Annotated in this window: 17 protein-coding genes; 5 read left to right on the top strand and 12 right to left on the bottom strand. The window is 35.7% G+C overall.

Annotation, left to right across the window (positions count from 1 at the left end; genetic code table 11):
* Positions 1–6 precede the first annotated feature (6 nt).
* Positions 7–1,671 (top strand): gliding motility-associated ABC transporter substrate-binding protein GldG, encoded by a 1,665-nt coding sequence (gene gldG / locus OOZ15_RS05200; RefSeq protein WP_265954876.1) that lies wholly within the window; start codon positions 7–9, stop codon positions 1,669–1,671.
* 69 nt (positions 1,672–1,740) lie between these two features.
* Positions 1,741–2,859, top strand: a complete 1,119-nt coding sequence (dnaN, locus tag OOZ15_RS05205; RefSeq protein ID WP_265954878.1) for a DNA polymerase III subunit beta — start codon at positions 1,741–1,743, stop codon at positions 2,857–2,859.
* A 101-nt stretch (positions 2,860–2,960) separates the two neighbouring features.
* Here the strand turns inward: dnaN and OOZ15_RS05210 are convergent, their stop codons facing one another.
* Positions 2,961–3,302, bottom strand: coding sequence for a DUF4870 domain-containing protein (locus OOZ15_RS05210; RefSeq protein ID WP_265954879.1), 342 nt, complete (start codon positions 3,300–3,302; stop codon positions 2,961–2,963).
* A 225-nt stretch (positions 3,303–3,527) separates the two neighbouring features.
* Here OOZ15_RS05210 and mnmE point away from each other — a divergent pair, with 225 nt between their 5' ends.
* From mnmE to OOZ15_RS05225, 3 genes are all read left to right on the top strand, one after another.
* Complete coding sequence (gene mnmE / locus OOZ15_RS05215; RefSeq protein WP_265954881.1) at positions 3,528–4,937, top strand: tRNA uridine-5-carboxymethylaminomethyl(34) synthesis GTPase MnmE; 1,410 nt, start codon at positions 3,528–3,530, stop codon at positions 4,935–4,937.
* A gap of 172 nt (positions 4,938–5,109) precedes the next feature.
* Positions 5,110–5,229 (top strand): hypothetical protein, encoded by a 120-nt coding sequence (locus OOZ15_RS20420; protein ID WP_265954883.1) that lies wholly within the window; start codon positions 5,110–5,112, stop codon positions 5,227–5,229.
* Positions 5,198–5,467, top strand: a complete 270-nt coding sequence (locus OOZ15_RS05225) for a phage integrase SAM-like domain-containing protein (RefSeq protein WP_265954885.1) — start codon at positions 5,198–5,200, stop codon at positions 5,465–5,467. Before OOZ15_RS20420 ends, OOZ15_RS05225 begins: the two co-directional genes overlap by 32 nt.
* 126 nt (positions 5,468–5,593) lie before the next feature.
* Here OOZ15_RS05225 and OOZ15_RS05230 read toward each other — a convergent pair whose 3' ends face one another.
* The 11 genes from OOZ15_RS05230 to OOZ15_RS05280 all read right to left on the bottom strand — a co-directional run bounded on the left by OOZ15_RS05230 (position 5,594) and on the right by OOZ15_RS05280 (position 19,600).
* A complete protein-coding gene (locus OOZ15_RS05230; protein ID WP_265954887.1) occupies positions 5,594–6,553 on the bottom strand; it encodes a HipA domain-containing protein in 960 nt (319 codons plus the stop codon).
* On the bottom strand, positions 6,543–6,878 hold the full coding sequence (locus OOZ15_RS05235) for a HipA N-terminal domain-containing protein (protein ID WP_265954888.1): 336 nt from the start codon (positions 6,876–6,878) through the stop codon (positions 6,543–6,545). Before OOZ15_RS05235 ends, OOZ15_RS05230 begins: the two co-directional genes overlap by 11 nt.
* On the bottom strand, positions 6,865–7,101 hold the full coding sequence (locus OOZ15_RS05240; RefSeq protein WP_265954889.1) for a helix-turn-helix domain-containing protein: 237 nt from the start codon (positions 7,099–7,101) through the stop codon (positions 6,865–6,867). Before OOZ15_RS05240 ends, OOZ15_RS05235 begins: the two co-directional genes overlap by 14 nt.
* A gap of 363 nt (positions 7,102–7,464) precedes the next feature.
* Positions 7,465–8,292 (bottom strand): carbonic anhydrase, encoded by an 828-nt coding sequence (locus OOZ15_RS05245; protein WP_265954891.1) that lies wholly within the window; start codon positions 8,290–8,292, stop codon positions 7,465–7,467.
* 127 nt (positions 8,293–8,419) lie between these two features.
* Positions 8,420–9,145: a DUF2490 domain-containing protein gene (locus OOZ15_RS05250; protein WP_265954893.1), complete on the bottom strand. Its 726-nt coding sequence runs from the start codon at positions 9,143–9,145 to the stop codon at positions 8,420–8,422.
* Positions 9,146–9,241: 96 nt separating this feature from the next.
* Positions 9,242–9,652, bottom strand: coding sequence for a hypothetical protein (locus tag OOZ15_RS05255; protein WP_265954894.1), 411 nt, complete (start codon positions 9,650–9,652; stop codon positions 9,242–9,244).
* A gap of 439 nt (positions 9,653–10,091) precedes the next feature.
* A complete protein-coding gene (locus tag OOZ15_RS05260; protein ID WP_265954896.1) occupies positions 10,092–10,571 on the bottom strand; it encodes a hypothetical protein in 480 nt (159 codons plus the stop codon).
* Positions 10,572–10,575: 4 nt separating this feature from the next.
* Positions 10,576–14,883: a DUF6443 domain-containing protein gene (locus tag OOZ15_RS05265; protein ID WP_265954897.1), complete on the bottom strand. Its 4,308-nt coding sequence runs from the start codon at positions 14,881–14,883 to the stop codon at positions 10,576–10,578.
* 5 nt (positions 14,884–14,888) lie between these two features.
* Positions 14,889–17,750, bottom strand: coding sequence for a SpvB/TcaC N-terminal domain-containing protein (locus OOZ15_RS05270; protein ID WP_265954898.1), 2,862 nt, complete (start codon positions 17,748–17,750; stop codon positions 14,889–14,891).
* Complete coding sequence (locus OOZ15_RS05275; protein WP_265954899.1) at positions 17,751–18,689, bottom strand: hypothetical protein; 939 nt, start codon at positions 18,687–18,689, stop codon at positions 17,751–17,753.
* Positions 18,686–19,600, bottom strand: a complete 915-nt coding sequence (locus tag OOZ15_RS05280) for a hypothetical protein (protein WP_265954902.1) — start codon at positions 19,598–19,600, stop codon at positions 18,686–18,688. Before OOZ15_RS05280 ends, OOZ15_RS05275 begins: the two co-directional genes overlap by 4 nt.
* Positions 19,601–19,602: the final 2 nt, after the last annotated feature.

Consider the following 19,602-nt stretch of genomic DNA (forward strand, 5'->3'; position numbering starts at 1 on the left):
GCTGTGGTGGACATTACTAAAAAAATCGGTGTTAAAATCATTCTGTTGCTTCTGATTCTTATCGGGATCAATTTTATAGTTTCCTTTTTTGTACTACGGGCAGACCTTACAAAAAACAAACGCTACACCCTATCGGAAGCTTCTAAAAACACGGTACAAAATACTAATCAGGCCATTATCGTTGATGTTTTATTGGAAGGGGATCTTCCTGCGGAATTCAGAAGACTGCAAACTGAAACAAAACAACTACTGGAGGAATTTGCTACGGTCAACAACCAAATCAGGGTTAATTTTATAGATCCGTTGGATAATGATATGCCTCGGGAACAAAATGTGCAATCGCTACAGGAATTGGGCTTAACACCCGCTTCGGTAACAGTTGAAGAAGGCAATAGAATGTCGAGGGAATTGGTTTTCCCCTGGGCGCTGGTTAATATGGGTGAAAAAACAGTGAGAGTATCGCTGCTACAAAACAAATTGGGAGCAAACAGCGAACAACGTGTAAACAATTCCGTTCAGCAATTGGAATACGCCTTTGCAGATGCTTTTAAACAACTCACCATAACCGACAAAAAGAAAGTAGCTGTCTTGAAAGGCAATGGGGAAATGCCCGATAAATATATGGTTGATTTTTTATTGAGCCTACGCAACTATTATCAGCTCGGGGAATTCAATTTAGACTCCTTGAAGAACGACCCAAAACAGGTTTTGGAGAACCTAAACCGCTTTGAGGCCGCCATAATTGCAAAACCCACCATAGCCTTTAGAGATACCGAAAAATACATCCTAGATCAGTATATCATCAAGGGCGGAAAAACTCTTTGGATGGTCGATCAGGTTGTTGCCGATCTGGACAGCCTGCAAAATGAAAGCTATTCGTCTGTGGCCTATCCCATGGACCTCAATCTGGACGATATGCTTTTCCGCTACGGGGTTCGCATCAATAAGACTTTGGTACAAGACCTCATTTCAATTCCGGTAACGGTAACCGACCAAAACGGGGAAATACCTATCAATTGGTTTTATTCGCCTATGGTAGCTTCGGCAGACAACCACCCTATCAATACCGGATTAAATGTAGTGAAACTGGAATTTGCCAATACCATCGACACCTTGCCCAACGGTGTTCAAAAAACAATCCTGCTGAAAAGTTCGCCACAATCCAAAGCAGTCGGTACGCCTATTGGTTACAGTCTGGATCAGTTTGACTCACAGCAAGCCATTGAGACGTTCAACAAAGGAAACAACACTTTGGGTGTTTTGTTGGAGGGAAAATTCACATCCGCATTCCAAAACAGGGTAAAACCCTTTGCTTTGGATTCAGAAAAAGGAGAAAACGATGCGGACAACAAAATGATCGTCATTGCAGACGGTGATATTGTGAACTACAATTATGTGAATAAAAAGCCTTTGATCAACGGCGTTGATAAATGGACAAAACAATTTTATGCCAATAGAGAATTCCTCTTAAATTCCGTAAATTACCTTTTGGACGACGACGGACTTATAAACATTCGTACAAAAGAAGTAACCCTGTCTTTTCTCGACAAACAAAAAACTTATGATGAAAAAGGCTTCTGGCAACTTGTAAACATTGGTGTTCCAATAGTTTTAATACTTGTTTTTGGAGGCTTATTTACCTACTTTAAAAGAAGAAAATACACAACGTAAATGTTAATAAGTTATTTTCTGTAAAAAAATCAATTAAGATATCTTTGTAAGTGTTAGAAAATTGAGAAAATGAAATTTATAGTATCAAGTTCATACCTATTAAAGCAACTTCAAGTTTTAGGAGGTGTTATCAATAACAGTAACACGCTACCCATACTCGATAATTTTTTGTTTGAATTGAATCAAAACAAACTTACGGTTTCTGCCTCCGATCTGGAGACGACCATGAGTGCCGTGCTTGAGGTAGATTCAGATTCTGAAGGGAGTGTTGCCGTTCCCGCAAAATTGTTATTAGACACGCTAAAAACGTTTCCGGAACAACCTTTGACGTTTGTTGTGGAAAGTAACAATACGGTAGAAATCAGTTCTAATCACGGAAAATATGCCTTGGCTTATGCCGATGGTGCCGAATTTCCGAATTCGGTAGAATTGGCCGATGCCATTTCAACAACACTTTTGGGAGATATCTTGGCAACCGCTATCAGCAAAACCATTTTTGCCTCCGGAAACGACGATCTTCGTCCGGTCATGAGCGGTGTATTCTTTCAATTTTCTCCTGAGAACCTGACTTTTGTGGCTACCGATGCTCATAAATTGGTGAAGTACAGAAGAAATGATGTGCAAGCTTCACAGGTTACTGAATTTATCATGCCGAAAAAACCGCTGACATTGCTCAAAGGAATTTTAGCAGGAAATGAAAGTGATGTTGTGATCGAATACAACGAAAGCAATGCCAAATTTACTTTTGACAATATTGAATTGGTATGTAGGTTGATCGACGGGAAATATCCGAATTACGAAGCCGTAATACCAAAAGAAAACCCAAATAAACTAACAATCGACAGAGGTCAATTCTTTGGCTCAGTGAGAAGGGTTTCTATTTTTTCAAACAAGACTACACATCAAATACGCTTGAAAATTGCCGGTGCAGAGCTTAATATTTCTGCGGAAGACGTAGATTATAGCAACAAGGCAGAAGAACGTCTCACTTGTGATTATCAGGGCGACGATATGGAAATAGGATTTAATTCCAGATTTTTGAACGAAATGTTAAACAATCTTTCATCAGATAATGTTTCTTTGGAGATGAGTTTGCCAAACAGAGCGGGAATTTTAACCCCTGTTGACGGTTTGGACGAAGGTGAAGAAATTACCATGCTGGTTATGCCGGTGATGCTTAATAGTTAATATACTTACTACAACCCATTACATAAAAACCCCGTTTAAATTGTGTGTTAATTTAACGGGGTTTTGTATTGTTTATACTTTAGTGATTTAAACTTTTTTATCTATTTGATAATATTCAAACTAAAAGGATAATAAACCTCCTCTCCATTGGAAGCTTTAATCGCGTTAATGATAGGAAATACAAAAGCGATAATTCCTATAAAGATCAAGGTCAAAATTCCGAGTCCCAATAGCAAAATAAGCGGAATGCTGATCAGTGTATAGATGAGTATACTCAATTGAAAGTTGATAATTGCCTTTCCGTGATCATCCATACTGTAGATGGTTTCCTTGTTACAAAGCCATAAGATCAAAGGAACAATTAAGCCTCCAAAACCTGTTATATAATCCAATAACTGACTTAAATGTGTTACTACTAATAATTGATTGTCTGTTCGTTGCATAACTTTTTGATTGATGGTTTACACATATATGACGAACGATCATGTAATTTGTTACAATTTATTATACATCGCTAAAAAAGAGAATTGATATATGAGAATCACGTCAGTTCGAATTTTTTCCGAAGGAAAAAGTATTGAGAACAAGTGATTTTCATCCAAAAACCTAATTTCGATATTTCCCTTTAATCTTCAACAGTATTTGTACTTTTGCTTAAAATTTGGTGTATGAAGATTCAGGATAATATTGTTGCCTTAGCCACACCTTCGGGTGCAGGTGCTATTTCAGTCATTCGAATTTCAGGAAAAGATGCAGTTTCGATAACGGAACCGCTTTTTAGGTCCATACGCCAAAAAAAACTCTCCGAACAAAAGTCACATACTATTCATTTAGGGCATATTATTGACCCTTCGACAGGCTCAGGGCAGGCTGATAAAACCCTGGACGAGGTTTTGGTTTCCATTTTTAAGGCTCCTAATTCATATACAGGTGAAAATGTGGTTGAAGTTTCCTGCCACGGTTCACCCTTTATTCAACAGGAAATCATACAACTATTTCTACGGAATGGCTGCCGTATGGCCGATGCAGGGGAATTTACACTTCGGGCTTTCCTGAACGGAAAACTCGACCTGTCCCAGGCCGAAGCCGTAGCCGACCTCATCGCTTCAGACAATGAGGCCAGTCACCAAATAGCCATGCAACAAATGCGTGGCGGGTTTAGCAGCGAAATAAAAAAACTGCGGGAAGAACTGCTTAATTTCGCTTCCCTGATCGAGTTGGAATTGGATTTTGCTGAAGAAGATGTGGAATTTGCTGACAGAACACAATTCAATGCCCTGCTGGAGAAAATCCAATTGGTTTTAAAACGCCTGATTGATTCCTTTGCTGTGGGTAATGTCATCAAAAACGGAATCCCCGTAGCCATTGTAGGCGAACCCAATGTTGGAAAATCCACCTTACTCAATGCCCTTTTAAATGAGGAACGCGCCATTGTAAGTGACATTGCCGGAACTACACGTGACACTATCGAGGATGAAATAAACATCGGAGGTATTGGTTTTAGGTTTATTGATACCGCCGGAATTCGTGACACTAAAGATGTGGTGGAAAGTATTGGTATAAAAAAGACTTTTGAAAAAATTGAACAATCGCAGGTAACTGTTATGTTGTTTGATGCAAAAGAGTTCAAAATTCAAGGTTCAAGACTGAAGGTTGAGATTGAAAAAATCAAGAACAGATTCCCTCAAAAACCGCTGGTAATCATTGCCAATAAAGTCGATCTCCTTTCTGAAGAGGAAATTTCAAATCTCAAATCCCAAATCCCAAATGTTCATCTTTTATCGGCAAAGACCGGACAAGGTGTAGAAGAACTTACCAATAAATTACTGGAATTTGTCAACACCGGAGCCTTACGCAATAATGAAACCATTGTGACCAACAGCCGCCACTACGATTCTTTGTTAAAAGCCTTATCAGAAATCGACAAAGTAAAAGAAGGATTGGCCAACGGGATCTCAGGTGATTTACTCGCCATCGACATCCGTCAGGCTTTGTATCATTTCGGTGAAATCACCGGGGAAATTTCTTCTGATGATCTTCTGGGTAATATTTTTGCTAATTTTTGTATCGGGAAGTAATTACTGAAAACAAAGGAAAGCAAAAGTATACAAAACTCAATAATACCAGTACTTTACAGACATAAAACTAATTTTCATTTTCTCTTTATAAGCTTATTTTTGTCCTTTTATTACATCGAAAGTACACCTTTATTTAAAATAACCTTTATAGGTGTACCAAAATACACCTCTTATGAGAATAAGCCTAAAGAAGAAAAAACTAAAAAGCGGGAAGTACAGTCTTTACTTAGAGTACTACAAAGGTTTATACATTGACCCCAATGGAACCAAAAAGCAAAACCAATTTTCTTGAATATTACAATCAGTTAAAAGAGGAACGCTACGAGAGTAAGGGAAACTATGACAATTGGGATGCAGCTCAAAAGCATTTAGAAAAATACTGCTCCTCTACTCTAAGGTGTAATGAAATTGATGAAAACTTCATTAAAGGATTTAAAAAGTATTTAGACACAAAAGCCAAAATCAAAAGTGGCACTGAAAAAAAAGGAAAAAATACCATACTACAAGATCGGTCGTTCAGTGTTCTATAGCAAGGCTGAATTACTAGATATCACACAAAAACCCTCAATTAGTAAGGTCAAGCAGAAGGTAATGAAGAGATTTAAGATAGCATATTATGCTTTCATACCTGAAAGAGTGATTGATCGAAAGAATACCTACATTTGGTAATGTTTACCAAGAATATTATTGTATCTTTCGTTAAGTACTCCTAAATAGGCTTCCTTCATTTCATCAGACAAAAAAGAATGATTGATCCAATCAAGTGCTTTGATCTTATTTTTTTTCATACGGGTATAAACTCCCCTGATTTGTTTGGGCGTGAGTTCAAGTCCCTCTGCCAACCTATCAAAATGTTTCCGTTTTAGCTTTTTCTTTTTTCCCTCTATGGTCAATGCCAACTCTTCTGTATCATCGGGATTAACAATAGTAACATTCAACAAATCATATGCTGGGACCAACACCCAACCTGTATCAGTTGATATCATAGAAAAATTCTTCAAATGCATATCGTTATTTCCGGTCAAATAACAAAATAACGTGAGTTCAAAGAAAATAAGCTTGTCTAATAGGGTATTGCTGGAATATTCATTTAGTGCTTTCCCTATCTTTTCCATAGAGCCCCGGTACTTGTCAAAAGCTTCTGTTATTTGAAACATATCAAGCATATGAATTTTACCTCCTTTTTCAGTCCTATCAATTCTTTTGGTGATATATGAAAGTTCCCCAGACTGCAATCGTATCAAAGCTGATGGCACCACCTGAATACCATAAGCTTCAGCTATTCGCATGGTCAGGTGTTCGTTGGCGGGCATTTCCTCAAAATCTTCTGAAGGCGGTTTAAAAATGTAGTTTCCTCCTAAAGCCCCAACTACGGTCAACCTCCTGTTTGTTTTTTCTTGGGCCTCTTTTACTAACGACATAGACAGCTTTGCTTGTACCCCCGGAACTGCGATACTTCTTTCCACCACATTTTTAGCCAATTCAGCCATTTGTCCCATGTTATATGGCAACTCAGGAACATGCGAAGTGCCAAAAAACTCCATTGCACATTTTTCATGAAACTCATTTTCATTAGTGGTTTCTTCGTAACAGTACAAACATTTTTTACGCTTCATCGTCTCCGGTTTTTGGTACAACACTCACCGCTCCAATACAGTTTTGACAACAGGCCAATAAGAGTCCCATTCTATCATTACGGTTAATTTTCCAATTTTTACTCGCAATATCCAACAGCCATCCTTCTGGTATCAATCCTTCAAAAAAAGGGAACAACCTTTTTTCTTTATATGGTTCCCTTCGTACCGGCATGGTAAAAGTGATAAACTGCCCTGGATGATCTTTTACATAAGCTTTATCATAGGTAAACTCATATTCCCCGTCATTGGTTTCCACCAATACCCCGGCTAAATATTTACCATAAAATATATTAGCGCTCCTCATTTTGTTCTGATAAATAGTTAGTAAACTCCTTTGAATCGACTACGGCCAACTGATGCCCAAACATTTTCAGGACAAGGTTGACCTTCTCCATATTCAAATTGGTCTTCCCCTGTTCTATTTTACGGACTACGGTTAGGGCAACACCAGCCCTTTCTGCAAATTCTTCTTGGGTAAGGTTTACAGACTTCCTTCTGGTTTTTACGAAACTTGCTAATTCTTTCATAATACAAGTATATGCTTTTACATATAATTTAAATCAAATATACATAATTATATTTAATTACATATAATTTTGTTATAAATGTATATATTATATGTTTTTGCATATAAATTAGCTATTGTACTTTAAATTCGATTTCTTCAACAGATTCGTAAAGATTAACTGAATTTGGGGCAACTATAAAGAATTCTATAAACGAATAGAAGTTTTAAAAAATAAATTATTATAATCGAAGAAAACAAATCCAAATATTACAACAAAAGCTACAGGTGAAACCAAGAGATACAAAACGAACCTTTGTCCAGGCATTCCACCTGCCTGAATCGGCACAGACAGGTGTAGAATCCCTAAACTATTGAGGTTAATTTAGTCTGTAAAGAAAGATCTTTTTACTACCCTTCCATTAAGGGGTTGTATATCCCTATAATTGTTGACAGGCATAACCTCTTGTAGTTCTTTTATCATTTCTAAAGAAACATCAACAGGGTTTTTAAATATAAACCATTGCACACCTTCAGTACACGGAGGCGTAGTTAAAGAACCCTCATATGTATAGTATTGTTTCTTTTCGGGAAGAACACTATTCATATTAAATGACTTCCCGATATCCTTTGTTTCTTTTACGGAAAGAGGTAAATAACTCTCCAGGAAATCAAAAGATTCACTATTGACCCTACTTTCTTCAGCCATTACCGCCAATACAGCATATTTACCATTTTTGTTTACATGAACCAGGTGTATTACCATGGGGTATCGCACTCCTTTAATGGTATGTTCGGCTGATTCGTGAAAATGAAATTGCTTTAATTCGTATTTCTCGCCATTGAGGACAATATAGTCTCCCGGATCAAAATTGAACTGAATGGAATGTCCGTTATTGGTCACATTATGAATTTTTGTTTTACTGCTATAATGAATATCTAACGGAAGCAAGTTACTATCAGACTGTGCCCCAACAATATCTATGGGCGACTGATATTTGCCACCACATTCTGTGTTCTTCTCAATTTTAGCCCAGTGTTCAGGCCCTGTTTCTCCCTGGTAACTCCAGTGTTTGTCTTCTTTCTTTTTCGCCTCTTGCTTCACTTCTTTACTTACCTCTGGTTGTTTCTTCTGAACATTCTGACATGAGGTCATAAAATTCAAGCCCAATATTAACGAAATATAAAAAATATGATGTTTCATCTGTTTCATTTTATTTATTTTTAATAAATTATATCAGCTATGATATACCCAGACAATAATACCTGTCCTATCGGCAGGTCAGTTGGTATAACAATATTGTCTGGGTATTTCATAGCACTTTTTGTTTTTATGGATTTTAAAAATGGTACACTAAAGTGGTTTGTAATATATTATTGTCTTCAAAGTCATCTCCCTTCAAGGCCAAATAATCGTTGAGATAGCCGATCCCTACAGAAGACTTGGGGCTAAGATCAAATGCCAAGCCAGCATAAAACCAGTTCTGGTTAAGCCCCTTAGGCAAGATCCCGTTTTTATTCTGATTAAGCCAAATTTCATCAAAAAACTGAGCGGACAAAGCATGTTTCTCAGCTATGTTCAACAACGGGAAAAAAGTTGTAAACCGATAACGGAAACGGTTGGCGTACGTATTCCCCTTTAATGCATACCCGCCATCTTTTTCGACGACCTTATCGATAAACCGCTCTTCATACCTGAACCGGTGTTTGAACTTCACTTTATTGCTTTTGTGACTTAGCGTTATTTGTTGCCAAATATTATTTTCATTTTTATCGATAGGTGCAGTATAAGGAGCATAAGTATGGTTTCTTATATAGGTATATCCTACAGCAAAATCGACCGTTGGGTTTAATTTATAATGCACAGAGGGCCTGAGTAAGAATTGTTGCCAGTCCGAAAGGAAATGGGTTCTTCTTATATGCATCTCCGTTTTGCCATAGAAGTTGTTGTGTATGGGAGCATCCGCAATTATTGAAAACCATGCACTGGATTGATCGTATGTGTGTTCTTGTGAAAACGTTAAGCCACATACCAGTAAAAAAAGAATTCCGATATATAATCTCATTGTATTGATTGTTTAATACAGTTAACCGATGTCAACTGTGTTATTCTTGAATGGATAAAATAAAACCGCCGATCAGGCAAGATCAGCATTGAATACTTATGATACCAAGAGATGTATCTTTAAACAACAATACAAGATGTAATATTCAGTATGAGAGTAAAAGCTATTTAATTGTTTCGGAAAATGAGAGTTAAAAAAGGGCGTCTTTTTGTTACGAAAAGACCGAAGACAAATACCATAATCATTTTCATTGTCATTTTCTTCGTTTTCTATACCCAAAGATTCTTCTATAAAATGTAAAGAAGTCAATACATCGCCTGCTATATGGCTACCTGATGTTTTATAATAATGGGAGGTATGCAAATCCTGTCCTTCATAACCGGTATCTGCAGAAGCAAAAGAGACGAGCAGGACAAAAGCGATTAACAGCGATATAACCGACAGTCCCTTACGATCATTATATCTGTTAAAAAAAAGCAGTCCCAATATGTTGTTTACACCTTTCATAAAAAAATCGGTCGCAAAGGTAAACAATGTTAATTTCCCTTTGCTATTATTTATTATTTTATGATTCTTTTAACGGACAGGGAAGTCTTCTGAGGTCTAACCAAGATGTAGACAAGTAGAATTCAACACCTCTTTCATGTTCCTATTTGCTTTGGTAATCACTTTTTGTGCCGATGGAATTGAACTGAATGGGGATGCCATTGTCCCATTTCCATTTTTTGGTGCTGCAGGCGATACATGGAAAACCTTATGAGCGTGAGTTGAAAAAATTGATAGACATTACCATTGAGCCCTTCGCATGGTTAAAGAACTGTAACTGGTTGTTTTTTACAAGATAAGACCACAACTTTTTTACTGGTTGTGGTTTTGTTGCTTTTATTATCCTATAACCGGCAGATAAATAAATATGTAAAGTCGTAGTTAGAATGAGCTGTGAAATCTATTCATTAAACTTATATTTTTCAAAAAATATTTCTCTCCTTCTTATGCTGTCATAAACCTTTAAAGTTTCAAATTTAGATAGTTTATCAAGAGGAAAATATCCTTTAGGGCCAAAATAAAGTAATAAATCAATTTTCTTTATAGCTGTTATGCTGTCATATCCCTCAAAGTAATTCACCTTTATGACAAGTTGTCCCATCTCATTTAATGTATCAACAATGACATATGGTATATTTTCACTATCATGAAATAAAGAACTACCATATAACCTGTGCAATAGACCGAATTCATTATCCTCTGGCATAAAGGAACTTTTGTGCATAATCAAATTATCAAATTCAACACTATCATTACGTGAAAGATACTCTTTCATTTGATAAGTTACATAATCCACTCCACCTCCTTCTACTTTATTACAGCAAGTTAGAAAAGAAATGATGATTAGTGAGTATAATCCGTTTTGAATAAAATTTTCCATAAAATTAATCTTTTATTATTGTATTACGGTCACTATAATCATACCATTTGTTATAAAATTGATATAAATTATAAGTTTCTTTACTTATTGACAAACCATTGTCATTTAATATTTTCATTCCTGCTTCTAAAACTTCAAACTGATTTATAGATGGCATTTCAATTCCGTATTTATTAACATCCCCTATAGGTAAACTTCCATCATAAACAAAATTAATGACATCAAATTTAAATTTGACACTTTCATTTAAACTTGAATTATTAACTAATCCAATTGCTTTATCAAATCCTGTTAAATTACTTTTAAGTTGATCATAGGCCTTCCATATAGGAACCTTATTATCATAAGTATCATACAAGTTAAACAAGAACAATAGTCCCTCTATTTTCCCTCCTGTTCTATTCCTGTTATGTATTTGATAACCATAACCTAGCTCATCTGAAACAACATTATCATAACCTCCCATGGTCCATTCCGGAATATTCGGTAAATCATTTGATGGTAATATAGTTGGTTCTGAAGTATTATTATTTAATCCTGAACCATTCAACCCAACAGAAGCTGCCGAAAACAAAGGTTGATTATAATTATTTTTAAAAACTGAGGGGACATTATTATTCCTTAATGAAACATTATTATTTGCTCCAAACATTAACTCTATTTTAAACCATCCTGTATTATTTCTCAAAATTTCCGCACCTTCAAGTTCTCTTCCCATTCCAATTTTATTCTCTTGAAATGCATAGGTAGAGTTATATGCATAATCCTGAGCTAATGGGTCTAGCTGCCAAAACCTACCAATCGTAGGATCACTATATCTGTATTTCCATTCATGGGTGTTCAGTTCTAAATCTTCCGTAAATTCCTGTCCTTGAAAAGTTTTAAGATTATTCTTAACCCCATATATCCCACCATTATATCCTTTATGTTCCAATCCAAAAGGGTAGTAATTTTGCTCCCTTCTAATTTCTGAAGTTCCAACTACACCATCTCCATTGTCATCAGCATATGTAACCCGATGATTACCCCAGATATCTATATATTTATACACATACTGGTATCCTCCCCCTGATTTCGGTTCAAAATATCCTTCTGAATGAGTGCCTTGTTTCAACTCATTATTTTCATATACATAATTACCAAGATAATCCGTTATTTTTGTCACAGCTCCTCCTTTAATTACCTTTTTCTTTTGTTTTGTTCCATCAGCTCCATAAATATAATCAATTCTATCATTTCCAAACTCAACCCGTGTGGGTAAATTTAAATGGTTGTAGGCTATGCCCGTTATTCCTTTATTCTCATCACTGGTCATATTGCCATTGGCATCATACACATAGTCATTTGCAGTATCTGCCATTGTGTTTACAGCATCATCCTTAAAACCAAACTGGTCTATAGACACATTATCTACTACTTTAAGGAGTTTATTTCCAATGTTATAACTATAGGTCAATTTATCCATAATCCCAAAATGACTCTCATTGCTGGCAACGGGATCCTCCACTTTATGTCCCCTACGTGTTAATGTATTGATGTTCCCGTTCTTATCATAGCTAATATCACTTACACTATAACGGTCCCACCAACCTCCGCCTGCAAATTGTCCATCCGTAATCCGGTTCAAGGCATCGTAATGATATATGTACCAAAACTTAGATGAGTTGTCAGATTGGGTTTTCCAGTTCACCTGTGAGATATTCCCATTGAACAACGCATCGGCACTATTGTGGGTCGGTGTGTTATAATGTAATTGAAAAGCAAATAGGTCATTCCCTATATTGTCTACATTGTTGACCCCTTTCAACCAACCTCTTATATTATAGGTGTAATTCACTATTTGCAATTCATTATTGTCTTTTCCTCCTACTTTTTTATAGTCTAATTGACCAAGTTCATCATAATGATTCTGTGCAATAAGCTCCCCATTGTGTTTAATTTTAGCAGAAAAACTTTTACCACTCCCGGCTATAAAATGAAATGTGTTTCCCAATGTAATGCTTTTCCCTGCAACTACATTCATTGTGGAGCTTTTAGCACCTGTTATCGTTTTTTCATCATCAATACTTGAATTTGGGCAATTATTAGACAGCGAGCTATCACCTACACATTGATAGTGTTTTTTTTGCCTATTCTGATGGTCATACTCATAAGCATCTACTGTAACAATGGTTTTACTTCCTTTTGTGTGTATTGTTCTTGTTTTTAATATATTTCCAGAAAAATCATATTTGGTCTTTACAATATTTATTGTATTTAAATATTCATTTTTACTTGCTACATAAACTGCTCTTCCCTTAGTATCATATGCCGTTATTGTGGTAATCCATTTAGCAGAACTCACCCCCAGAACCCTTACCTTAGTTCCGGTTGCCAAACCTTTAACATTTGCAGCAATAACCTGACCAAAAATACTTCCTGTAGGAACGCTCAATCCTGCACGGTCAAAAGTATAATCATCATAATAGTTTATGGTATGAACTTCATCAAAACTCCTAGGGTATGCATCTTTAGAATAATAAACCGTGGTATTAGCATATGTTTGTGCAGTATTTGATTTTGTAACCACCTGTTTGGTAGTTGCATCAGCTGCTGATTGTAAGACAGAACGGGAAGTACTATTTCCCGAATCAATACCGGTATATGCTACTCTGCCAAAAGCATCGTAAAGGGTAAACAACCATTTGTTTTCTTCTTTTAGTTTCGGGTCACGTGTTAAGATAGGTTGATCATTTCCATTATACACAATTTCTTCCCAGTTGTTACTGTCCCCTTTCCCAGGTATCTTCTTTGCTATTATCCGGTTCTTTTCATCATACCTATACTGATAGCATAATTCATTCAGTTCAGTTTGAGAAATACCATCAGCTGTGTTCACTTTAGGCGGTATCATATACGTGAGATTTCCATAAACATCATATACATAATAGGTATCATGTTTCACTTCACTTTCCAATATTCCATCATTATTGATATCAGTACTTGTGTATGTTCGTTTTAGGACTGTTTGCCCTAATAAATTTGCGAATTCCTCAACCGTATTGTTCTTTCCTGAAGTCCAGTTTTCATTTTTTACTACCTTTTTATATAATTCACCGGGACTATAATATGAACCTTGTACCAGACTAGGCAATTGAGTGTTATTATTGACAAAATCCACCTCAAAGAGCCTTACTTCCTGTAAATCATTTACCTTATACTCATATTTTTCCGTGTGATCTGTATTACTACTTTTATTGACAACCCAAGCAGCTCCAGGAGCCCCTTTTTCTTTTACTCGATTAAGTGGAGAGGATTCAAAGTAGGTCTCTGTATATGGGTTAAGTGTATTTTCATACTTTTGAGAGTTATAAAAGCCCTCAACACCGCTAATAGGATCATTAAATATTTTACCACCATTAGTACTGGTAGCATAAGGCAAATATTCTAGAGATTGTCTTCCCAAATTATCATAAACAATAGGGGTAATGATATCTTCATGATTACCACCAGCTCTAATGGATATATTTTGTTTTGGCCTTCCAAGCCCATCAAAATATGATACATTTTCAATCATTTCATCATCACCAAGTTCAGAAATGTCTTGTGTCCGAACACGAGGTTTTCTAGTATAAACAAGATTATCATTGGCAAGACCATGTTTTACTGTATTATTATATGCATATTGAGTTATTTGTGAACCAATCGTGACACTTTGCCCCCCTATAGTGGTAGTACCCAAAATTGTTGTCCCTCTTGTTGCACTTGTTGTATTAGGATCACATGTAACTGAAATAGAGGTGCCTGTTTGCGAAATATTTATCCATGATGGTACAGGCTGATTATCATATGTTCTAAAATTAAAATATGCAGAACTTGCACTACAATCAGAAAATGTTAATGGGAAATTCTTTGTCTCACCAAGACGGTCAAAATTCCCTCCACTAAAACCAGTTATACTGCACGAAGCTGGTGGGGAAGTTGGCTCAGTCCCTTGCTTTACTTTAAAACCGTTGACATAGCTTCCATTTGCCTTCACAGGGATACTGATTTCTCGGTACCCACTGGAAAAACTTTGACAAGTAACTTGTATTGTATAGTTAGATATATTTACCGTTAGCCATGTGGGAACGTTCCCGACACTAATAGTTGGGCTATAACAACCAGAAGGGAGACTTATGGTCGTTGTTTGGTATCCGCCACTTAATGAGAAGTTCAATTCACTTTTGCTTAGTGATAAACCATAACAACTCTGAGCTTGTATTGTTGTTAACCCAGAAAAGCCTATAAAAACAAGTGTTATATATATTGATTTTAGCAAATAATTTTTCATTGGTCTTAGTTTTTGTAGTGGTAATAATTATCAGATAGTATATTAAGGTTCTTATCTTTAATCTGCTTCACACGATTAAAGTCATCATATTCAAAATAAGTCGTATTACCTTTTGGATCTGTTGTACTGGTCATCCCAATTAAAGGTCTGTAAGTATAGGTAGTGACCAAAGTGTTTTTCATGGAAGAATGCGTTCTCAATTTATTCAATTCGTCTCTCATTGCCGTATCACTTGTCAAAGTACTGTTAATAACATTCATGTTTAATCCAATCGTACCATGATAAATCTGAGAATAGTCTGCATTTTCAATTTTTGCTACAGGATATTTATCTCCATAACCCCATATTACAGTTACAGGGACACCATCTCCTTTATGGTATTGGATAATGTTTCCATCCATATTGTACTTATCAATAGTTAAATTGAAATATTGTTTATCGCCTTTTGTGTATTCAACCGTTTTAAGTAGGGGAGCATTTCCTGTATTCATATAATTTGCCGTATTATATTCAAAGATGTTTTCTTCAATGAAGATGTCAGAATTACTATAATGTGTTTCCTTAATTACAGGATTTGCAATCATATTTTTATTTACTAACACATTATTAATCGTGGAGCTAATATCAAAAGGATACTTAAGTACTTTTCTCTTTAATTCAGAATTTTCTGTACTTAGGGTTTCCTCAGTCACTAAAGTTGGATGATTGTTAGAGTATTTGTAATTTATTTTTTTTGTAACAAAATCACTTCCATTATAAGTTTTCTCGATAGATTCTATTAGTTGGTAATTTTTATTGCTCTCTGTGTATTTTCCAATATTAAATGTTAAATAAACAGCATAATAACCAGGTTGAGCATATACCATATTTATAAGTGTGTAAAACCTCAATCCCTTAGTTGACAAACTATTATTGCTACTTTCTTCATAATTGTTAGTAAGTTTATAAACTTCTATACCATTTGCATCCTTAATACTTTTTTCTAGTAATTTACTCCGCTGATAAGAATTATTAATTGATGGAGGAGCATATGGGCTTTCATAAGGATTTATATTTTTCAATCTCTCAACACTATTATTATTTGTGGTTTCCTTAACTAATACTTGAAAATAATCTGAATTAATTCTTTGATCTGGATTTGTAGTCAATGTTGTATACTTATTTATTTCTTTACTACCATCAGCTCGTATTTTTTTAACTTCTCCATATCCAATATGAGAACCATTAAGATCAAATAATTCATTAAAAGAAGACGATCTTATAAAATATCCATCACAATATTCAATTACAGTTTGCCCTCCATTGTTTAAAGGGTAAGTCAATGTTTTTTCGGAATTATAATCGGGTGTAGTGTATTGAATACCGCTACTGTTTCCAGAGGAACCCATTGTGTAATTATAGTGAGTAATGGTATTACCGTTATTAGCATCATTATTTTCAACAGAGCTTATTCTTAATCCCCCACTTACTTTATTGCCATTATTATAAAAACTATTTAATCCATAATTGAATTTCGTATAGCCTCCAGTTGGATAGATTATTTTTTTAAGAATACCGGCTTTAGCGCCAATTATGTCAGAAGTTCTATATTGATTTATCAATAACGGATTGCCCCTTGGTATAAGTTCTGTTTGGTTGTTTACATTGTAATATCCCCAATGGTCAATCTCCGATGATCCTCTTTTTGGTAGTCGAGTGCTATTATATTTAAATTGATATTTTTTTGTGAAATTATGATCAGGGTAAAGCTCATCAATAAAGTCCAGTTTTAATCGTTTACAATCAGGTTCTGAGCAATTTTCTTTGGAAGGAAAATAGCTATACCCAAAGCGGATGGTTTTAATTGGATTATCATTATAATCGTAAAGCTTCAATTCTGAAATTCTTTTTGCAGCTATAAGATCCTGACGGCTTAAAGTTGATATCATTATATACCCATAATCGGAACTTATTTTTTTTAAATAGCTACTAGTTATGGAAGCTTCAACTTTCGTTTTTGCAAAATATTCATGACTTTGGCCTGTCACTGTACAATCTAAATCACTATACTCTTCAATCGTTGTATTAAATGAAACTTGATTTCCATGGTTATATTCATAATCGAATTTTTCACCCTTTGCGGTCGTTATATTTGATAAATACCAACTTGATATGAAGGGATCTTTTATATCAGGATCTCCTCCATTATATATAGTGGTCACTTCCGATTCTTCCCTAGAATTGCTGGTCACTCCAAATTTATATGTTGTCCCATTAGTGTCAATAACAACCCAATGGCTCCCCGTTCCATTCGGACCAAAACCTTCCGGAGGGATAATCTTAAAGTCCTGTTCTGGCATCATAACCACATTGCCATAGGCATCAAATGTAAAACGACCTGATTTTCCTAAAACATTAAAATAATATATATCAGGTTCTGAGTCATAAGACCCTGTTCCAAATCCTGCTACATAAGTACTGCTTAGAGCACTAAATGGCTGATCTGTTATTATTTTACCAATTTCATTTGTTCCTATATAACCATACTCATGATCATCAGGCTTTCCACGAACCACTCTTGTAATAACTCCTCCAGTATTTAATGTCCACCCAAGTCCTACATTACTCGCAATTTCATCAACCTTAATTCCTGCCGAATGGTAACTAAGGGTTATCGGTATATTTAAATCATTTCCTCTTAAACTCAAAACAGGTAATTTAATATCAGCTACCCCTGTATACATATCAACGGGGATTTTAGCATATTCTGCTAATGCACTTGCTTCAGGAGAAGGCGGAAAAATGTTTTCTACCCGCTCATTAAATTGGGCATTCACCACTATAGTACTTACTAATAATCCTAATAAAATAATTTTTTTCAACATCATTTAATTTCTTATAATTAACTTTTCTAGATTATCTAATCTCAATTCCAACTCTTTATTCTTTTCTTTAAGCTTTTTAATTTCATTTTTCTGCTCTAGTCTTTTTGCATCAAGATTTTTGTTTATGCTTTGTTGCTGCATTATCTGTCTTTCCTGCTCAATAATATAAAGCGTCAACTCCTCAATCTTCTGCAGCAGCTTAGCATCCATCTCTCCAAGGTAAACCCCGTTTTCTTCTACTTCTTTGGCAGAGGGGATATCTTTTAGGTGACCTTTTTCTTTAATATGCTGTTCTACTTCTTCGAGGGTTGGGAGATCATAATCTTTTTCGAAGACGAAGTCGCTCCAACCAACGACATCTACTTTTACTTCTTTAGCATGAACTTTACCGTTTACAGCCAATTTTGAATCAGGGTTCCATGTTCCTATCCCCACATTACCGGATATAAATGAAAAATTACCCGACTTGGGAACATCTTCATAGGTTTCAGGGTTAGCTATAAGTGTCGTTGAAGAAGGAACATCTACAATCATTAACTGTTCTTTTGTCACAGACATTTCGATAGAAAGATGACCAAAACCACCACCTGAAGATTTAGCATACAATTCAAATACAGAAGGGGATATTTTTTTAAACTTAACCGCGTCATCCATTTGGGTTCCCATTAAAGTATAATTCCAACGCCCATTTAAACTGGTTGGACCTTCCCTCATAATCAATTGCACTTTGGCCGTATATCCTCTTTCCTGAGTCCTTACAAAGTTTATTTCGGCATTTACGTTTACTGAATTGTAGGTGCTATTATCTGTAAAGTCGAAAACAGCCAACTTATACCACTGGTTGGTGGATTCCTGACCTAAACGAAATTTTCCTTCATAATGATCCTGTGCTGTTACATTTAACAAAAACAGAAATACAAAAGTTGAAATTATCCTTTTCATTTTTCTATTGTATTTAAAAGTTGGTTGATTTGATCTTCGAGTTGGTCTATTCTTTTATTTTGTTTCTTTAGTTGTTTAATTTCACGTTGCTGTTCCAGTAATTTTTCTTCCTGCTTCTTTATTTTTTCCTCCTGTTCAATGGTGTAAAGTGTCAATTCTTCTATCTTTTGCAATAGTTTTGCATCCATCTCTCCTAAATAGATTCCGTTTTCTTCTACTTCTCTAGCACTTGGAATATCTTTAAGGTGGCCTTTTTCTTTGATGTGTTGTTCAACTTCTTTAAGAGTTGGAAGGTTATAGTCATTATCAAAAACGAAATCGCTCCAGCCAGAGGCTTGGATCTTTACCTCGCGGGCTCCTATGGAGCCTTCTACGGCTAGTTTATGAGGGCCTGTAGATGTAGTGCCTAGCCCCAGATTCCCATTATATGCAAGATAAAAGTCATCCTCACTAAAATTGACCCTGCCAAATTTTGCTTGTGTAATGATCTCTCCCCCACCTGTCGGCAGTGTGCCTTCTATTATTGCTCCGGAATTCCAAGCAGATTGATCATGAAGGACCTTTAAGTGTAAGATCTGGGTCGTGAAATTAATTTCCAAATAAGCATAAGTCCCGTCGAAAGTAATCCGGGCATCAGACCAATATCCATTTCTGCTAACAGAAACGATATTCAAGCCGCCATAATTAGACCAACCCTTAAACCAACTTATTTTAGCGACATGAGGGGCATTTGCTCCGCCTGTTGTCAATAAGGTAAGTTCGTTGTAACCTCGGCCATAAGCTCCATTTAATAAAGCAACCCGCTTCCATCCGGCATCGTCTACGGTAACAGTTTTTACTGTTTGATTTTGTGAATGTCCTAACTGTACCACAATACATAAAAGGAGTAATAATGAAAAGGATTTTTTCATAC

This window comes from Galbibacter kalidii (assembly GCF_026241135.1).
Taxonomy (GTDB): domain Bacteria; phylum Bacteroidota; class Bacteroidia; order Flavobacteriales; family Flavobacteriaceae; genus Galbibacter.

Bases quoted from the DNA above. Each gene is read 5' to 3' on its own strand.
- dnaN (WP_265954878.1), top strand. From the start codon at position 1,741: ATGAAATTTATAGTATCAAGTTCATACCTATTAAAGCAACTTCAAGTT.
- OOZ15_RS05210 (WP_265954879.1), bottom strand. From the start codon at position 3,302: ATGCAACGAACAGACAATCAATTATTAGTAGTAACACATTTAAGTCAG.
- mnmE (WP_265954881.1), top strand. From the start codon at position 3,528: ATGAAGATTCAGGATAATATTGTTGCCTTAGCCACACCTTCGGGTGCA.
- OOZ15_RS20420 (WP_265954883.1), top strand. From the start codon at position 5,110: ATGAGAATAAGCCTAAAGAAGAAAAAACTAAAAAGCGGGAAGTACAGT.
- OOZ15_RS05225 (WP_265954885.1), top strand. From the start codon at position 5,198: ATGGAACCAAAAAGCAAAACCAATTTTCTTGAATATTACAATCAGTTA.
- OOZ15_RS05230 (WP_265954887.1), bottom strand. From the start codon at position 6,553: ATGAAGCGTAAAAAATGTTTGTACTGTTACGAAGAAACCACTAATGAA.
- OOZ15_RS05235 (WP_265954888.1), bottom strand. From the start codon at position 6,878: ATGAGGAGCGCTAATATATTTTATGGTAAATATTTAGCCGGGGTATTG.
- OOZ15_RS05240 (WP_265954889.1), bottom strand. From the start codon at position 7,101: ATGAAAGAATTAGCAAGTTTCGTAAAAACCAGAAGGAAGTCTGTAAAC.
- OOZ15_RS05245 (WP_265954891.1), bottom strand. From the start codon at position 8,292: ATGAAACAGATGAAACATCATATTTTTTATATTTCGTTAATATTGGGC.
- OOZ15_RS05250 (WP_265954893.1), bottom strand. From the start codon at position 9,145: ATGAGATTATATATCGGAATTCTTTTTTTACTGGTATGTGGCTTAACG.
- OOZ15_RS05255 (WP_265954894.1), bottom strand. From the start codon at position 9,652: ATGAAAGGTGTAAACAACATATTGGGACTGCTTTTTTTTAACAGATAT.
- OOZ15_RS05260 (WP_265954896.1), bottom strand. From the start codon at position 10,571: ATGGAAAATTTTATTCAAAACGGATTATACTCACTAATCATCATTTCT.
- OOZ15_RS05265 (WP_265954897.1), bottom strand. From the start codon at position 14,883: ATGAAAAATTATTTGCTAAAATCAATATATATAACACTTGTTTTTATA.
- OOZ15_RS05270 (WP_265954898.1), bottom strand. From the start codon at position 17,750: ATGATGTTGAAAAAAATTATTTTATTAGGATTATTAGTAAGTACTATA.
- OOZ15_RS05275 (WP_265954899.1), bottom strand. From the start codon at position 18,689: ATGAAAAGGATAATTTCAACTTTTGTATTTCTGTTTTTGTTAAATGTA.
- OOZ15_RS05280 (WP_265954902.1), bottom strand. From the start codon at position 19,600: ATGAAAAAATCCTTTTCATTATTACTCCTTTTATGTATTGTGGTACAG.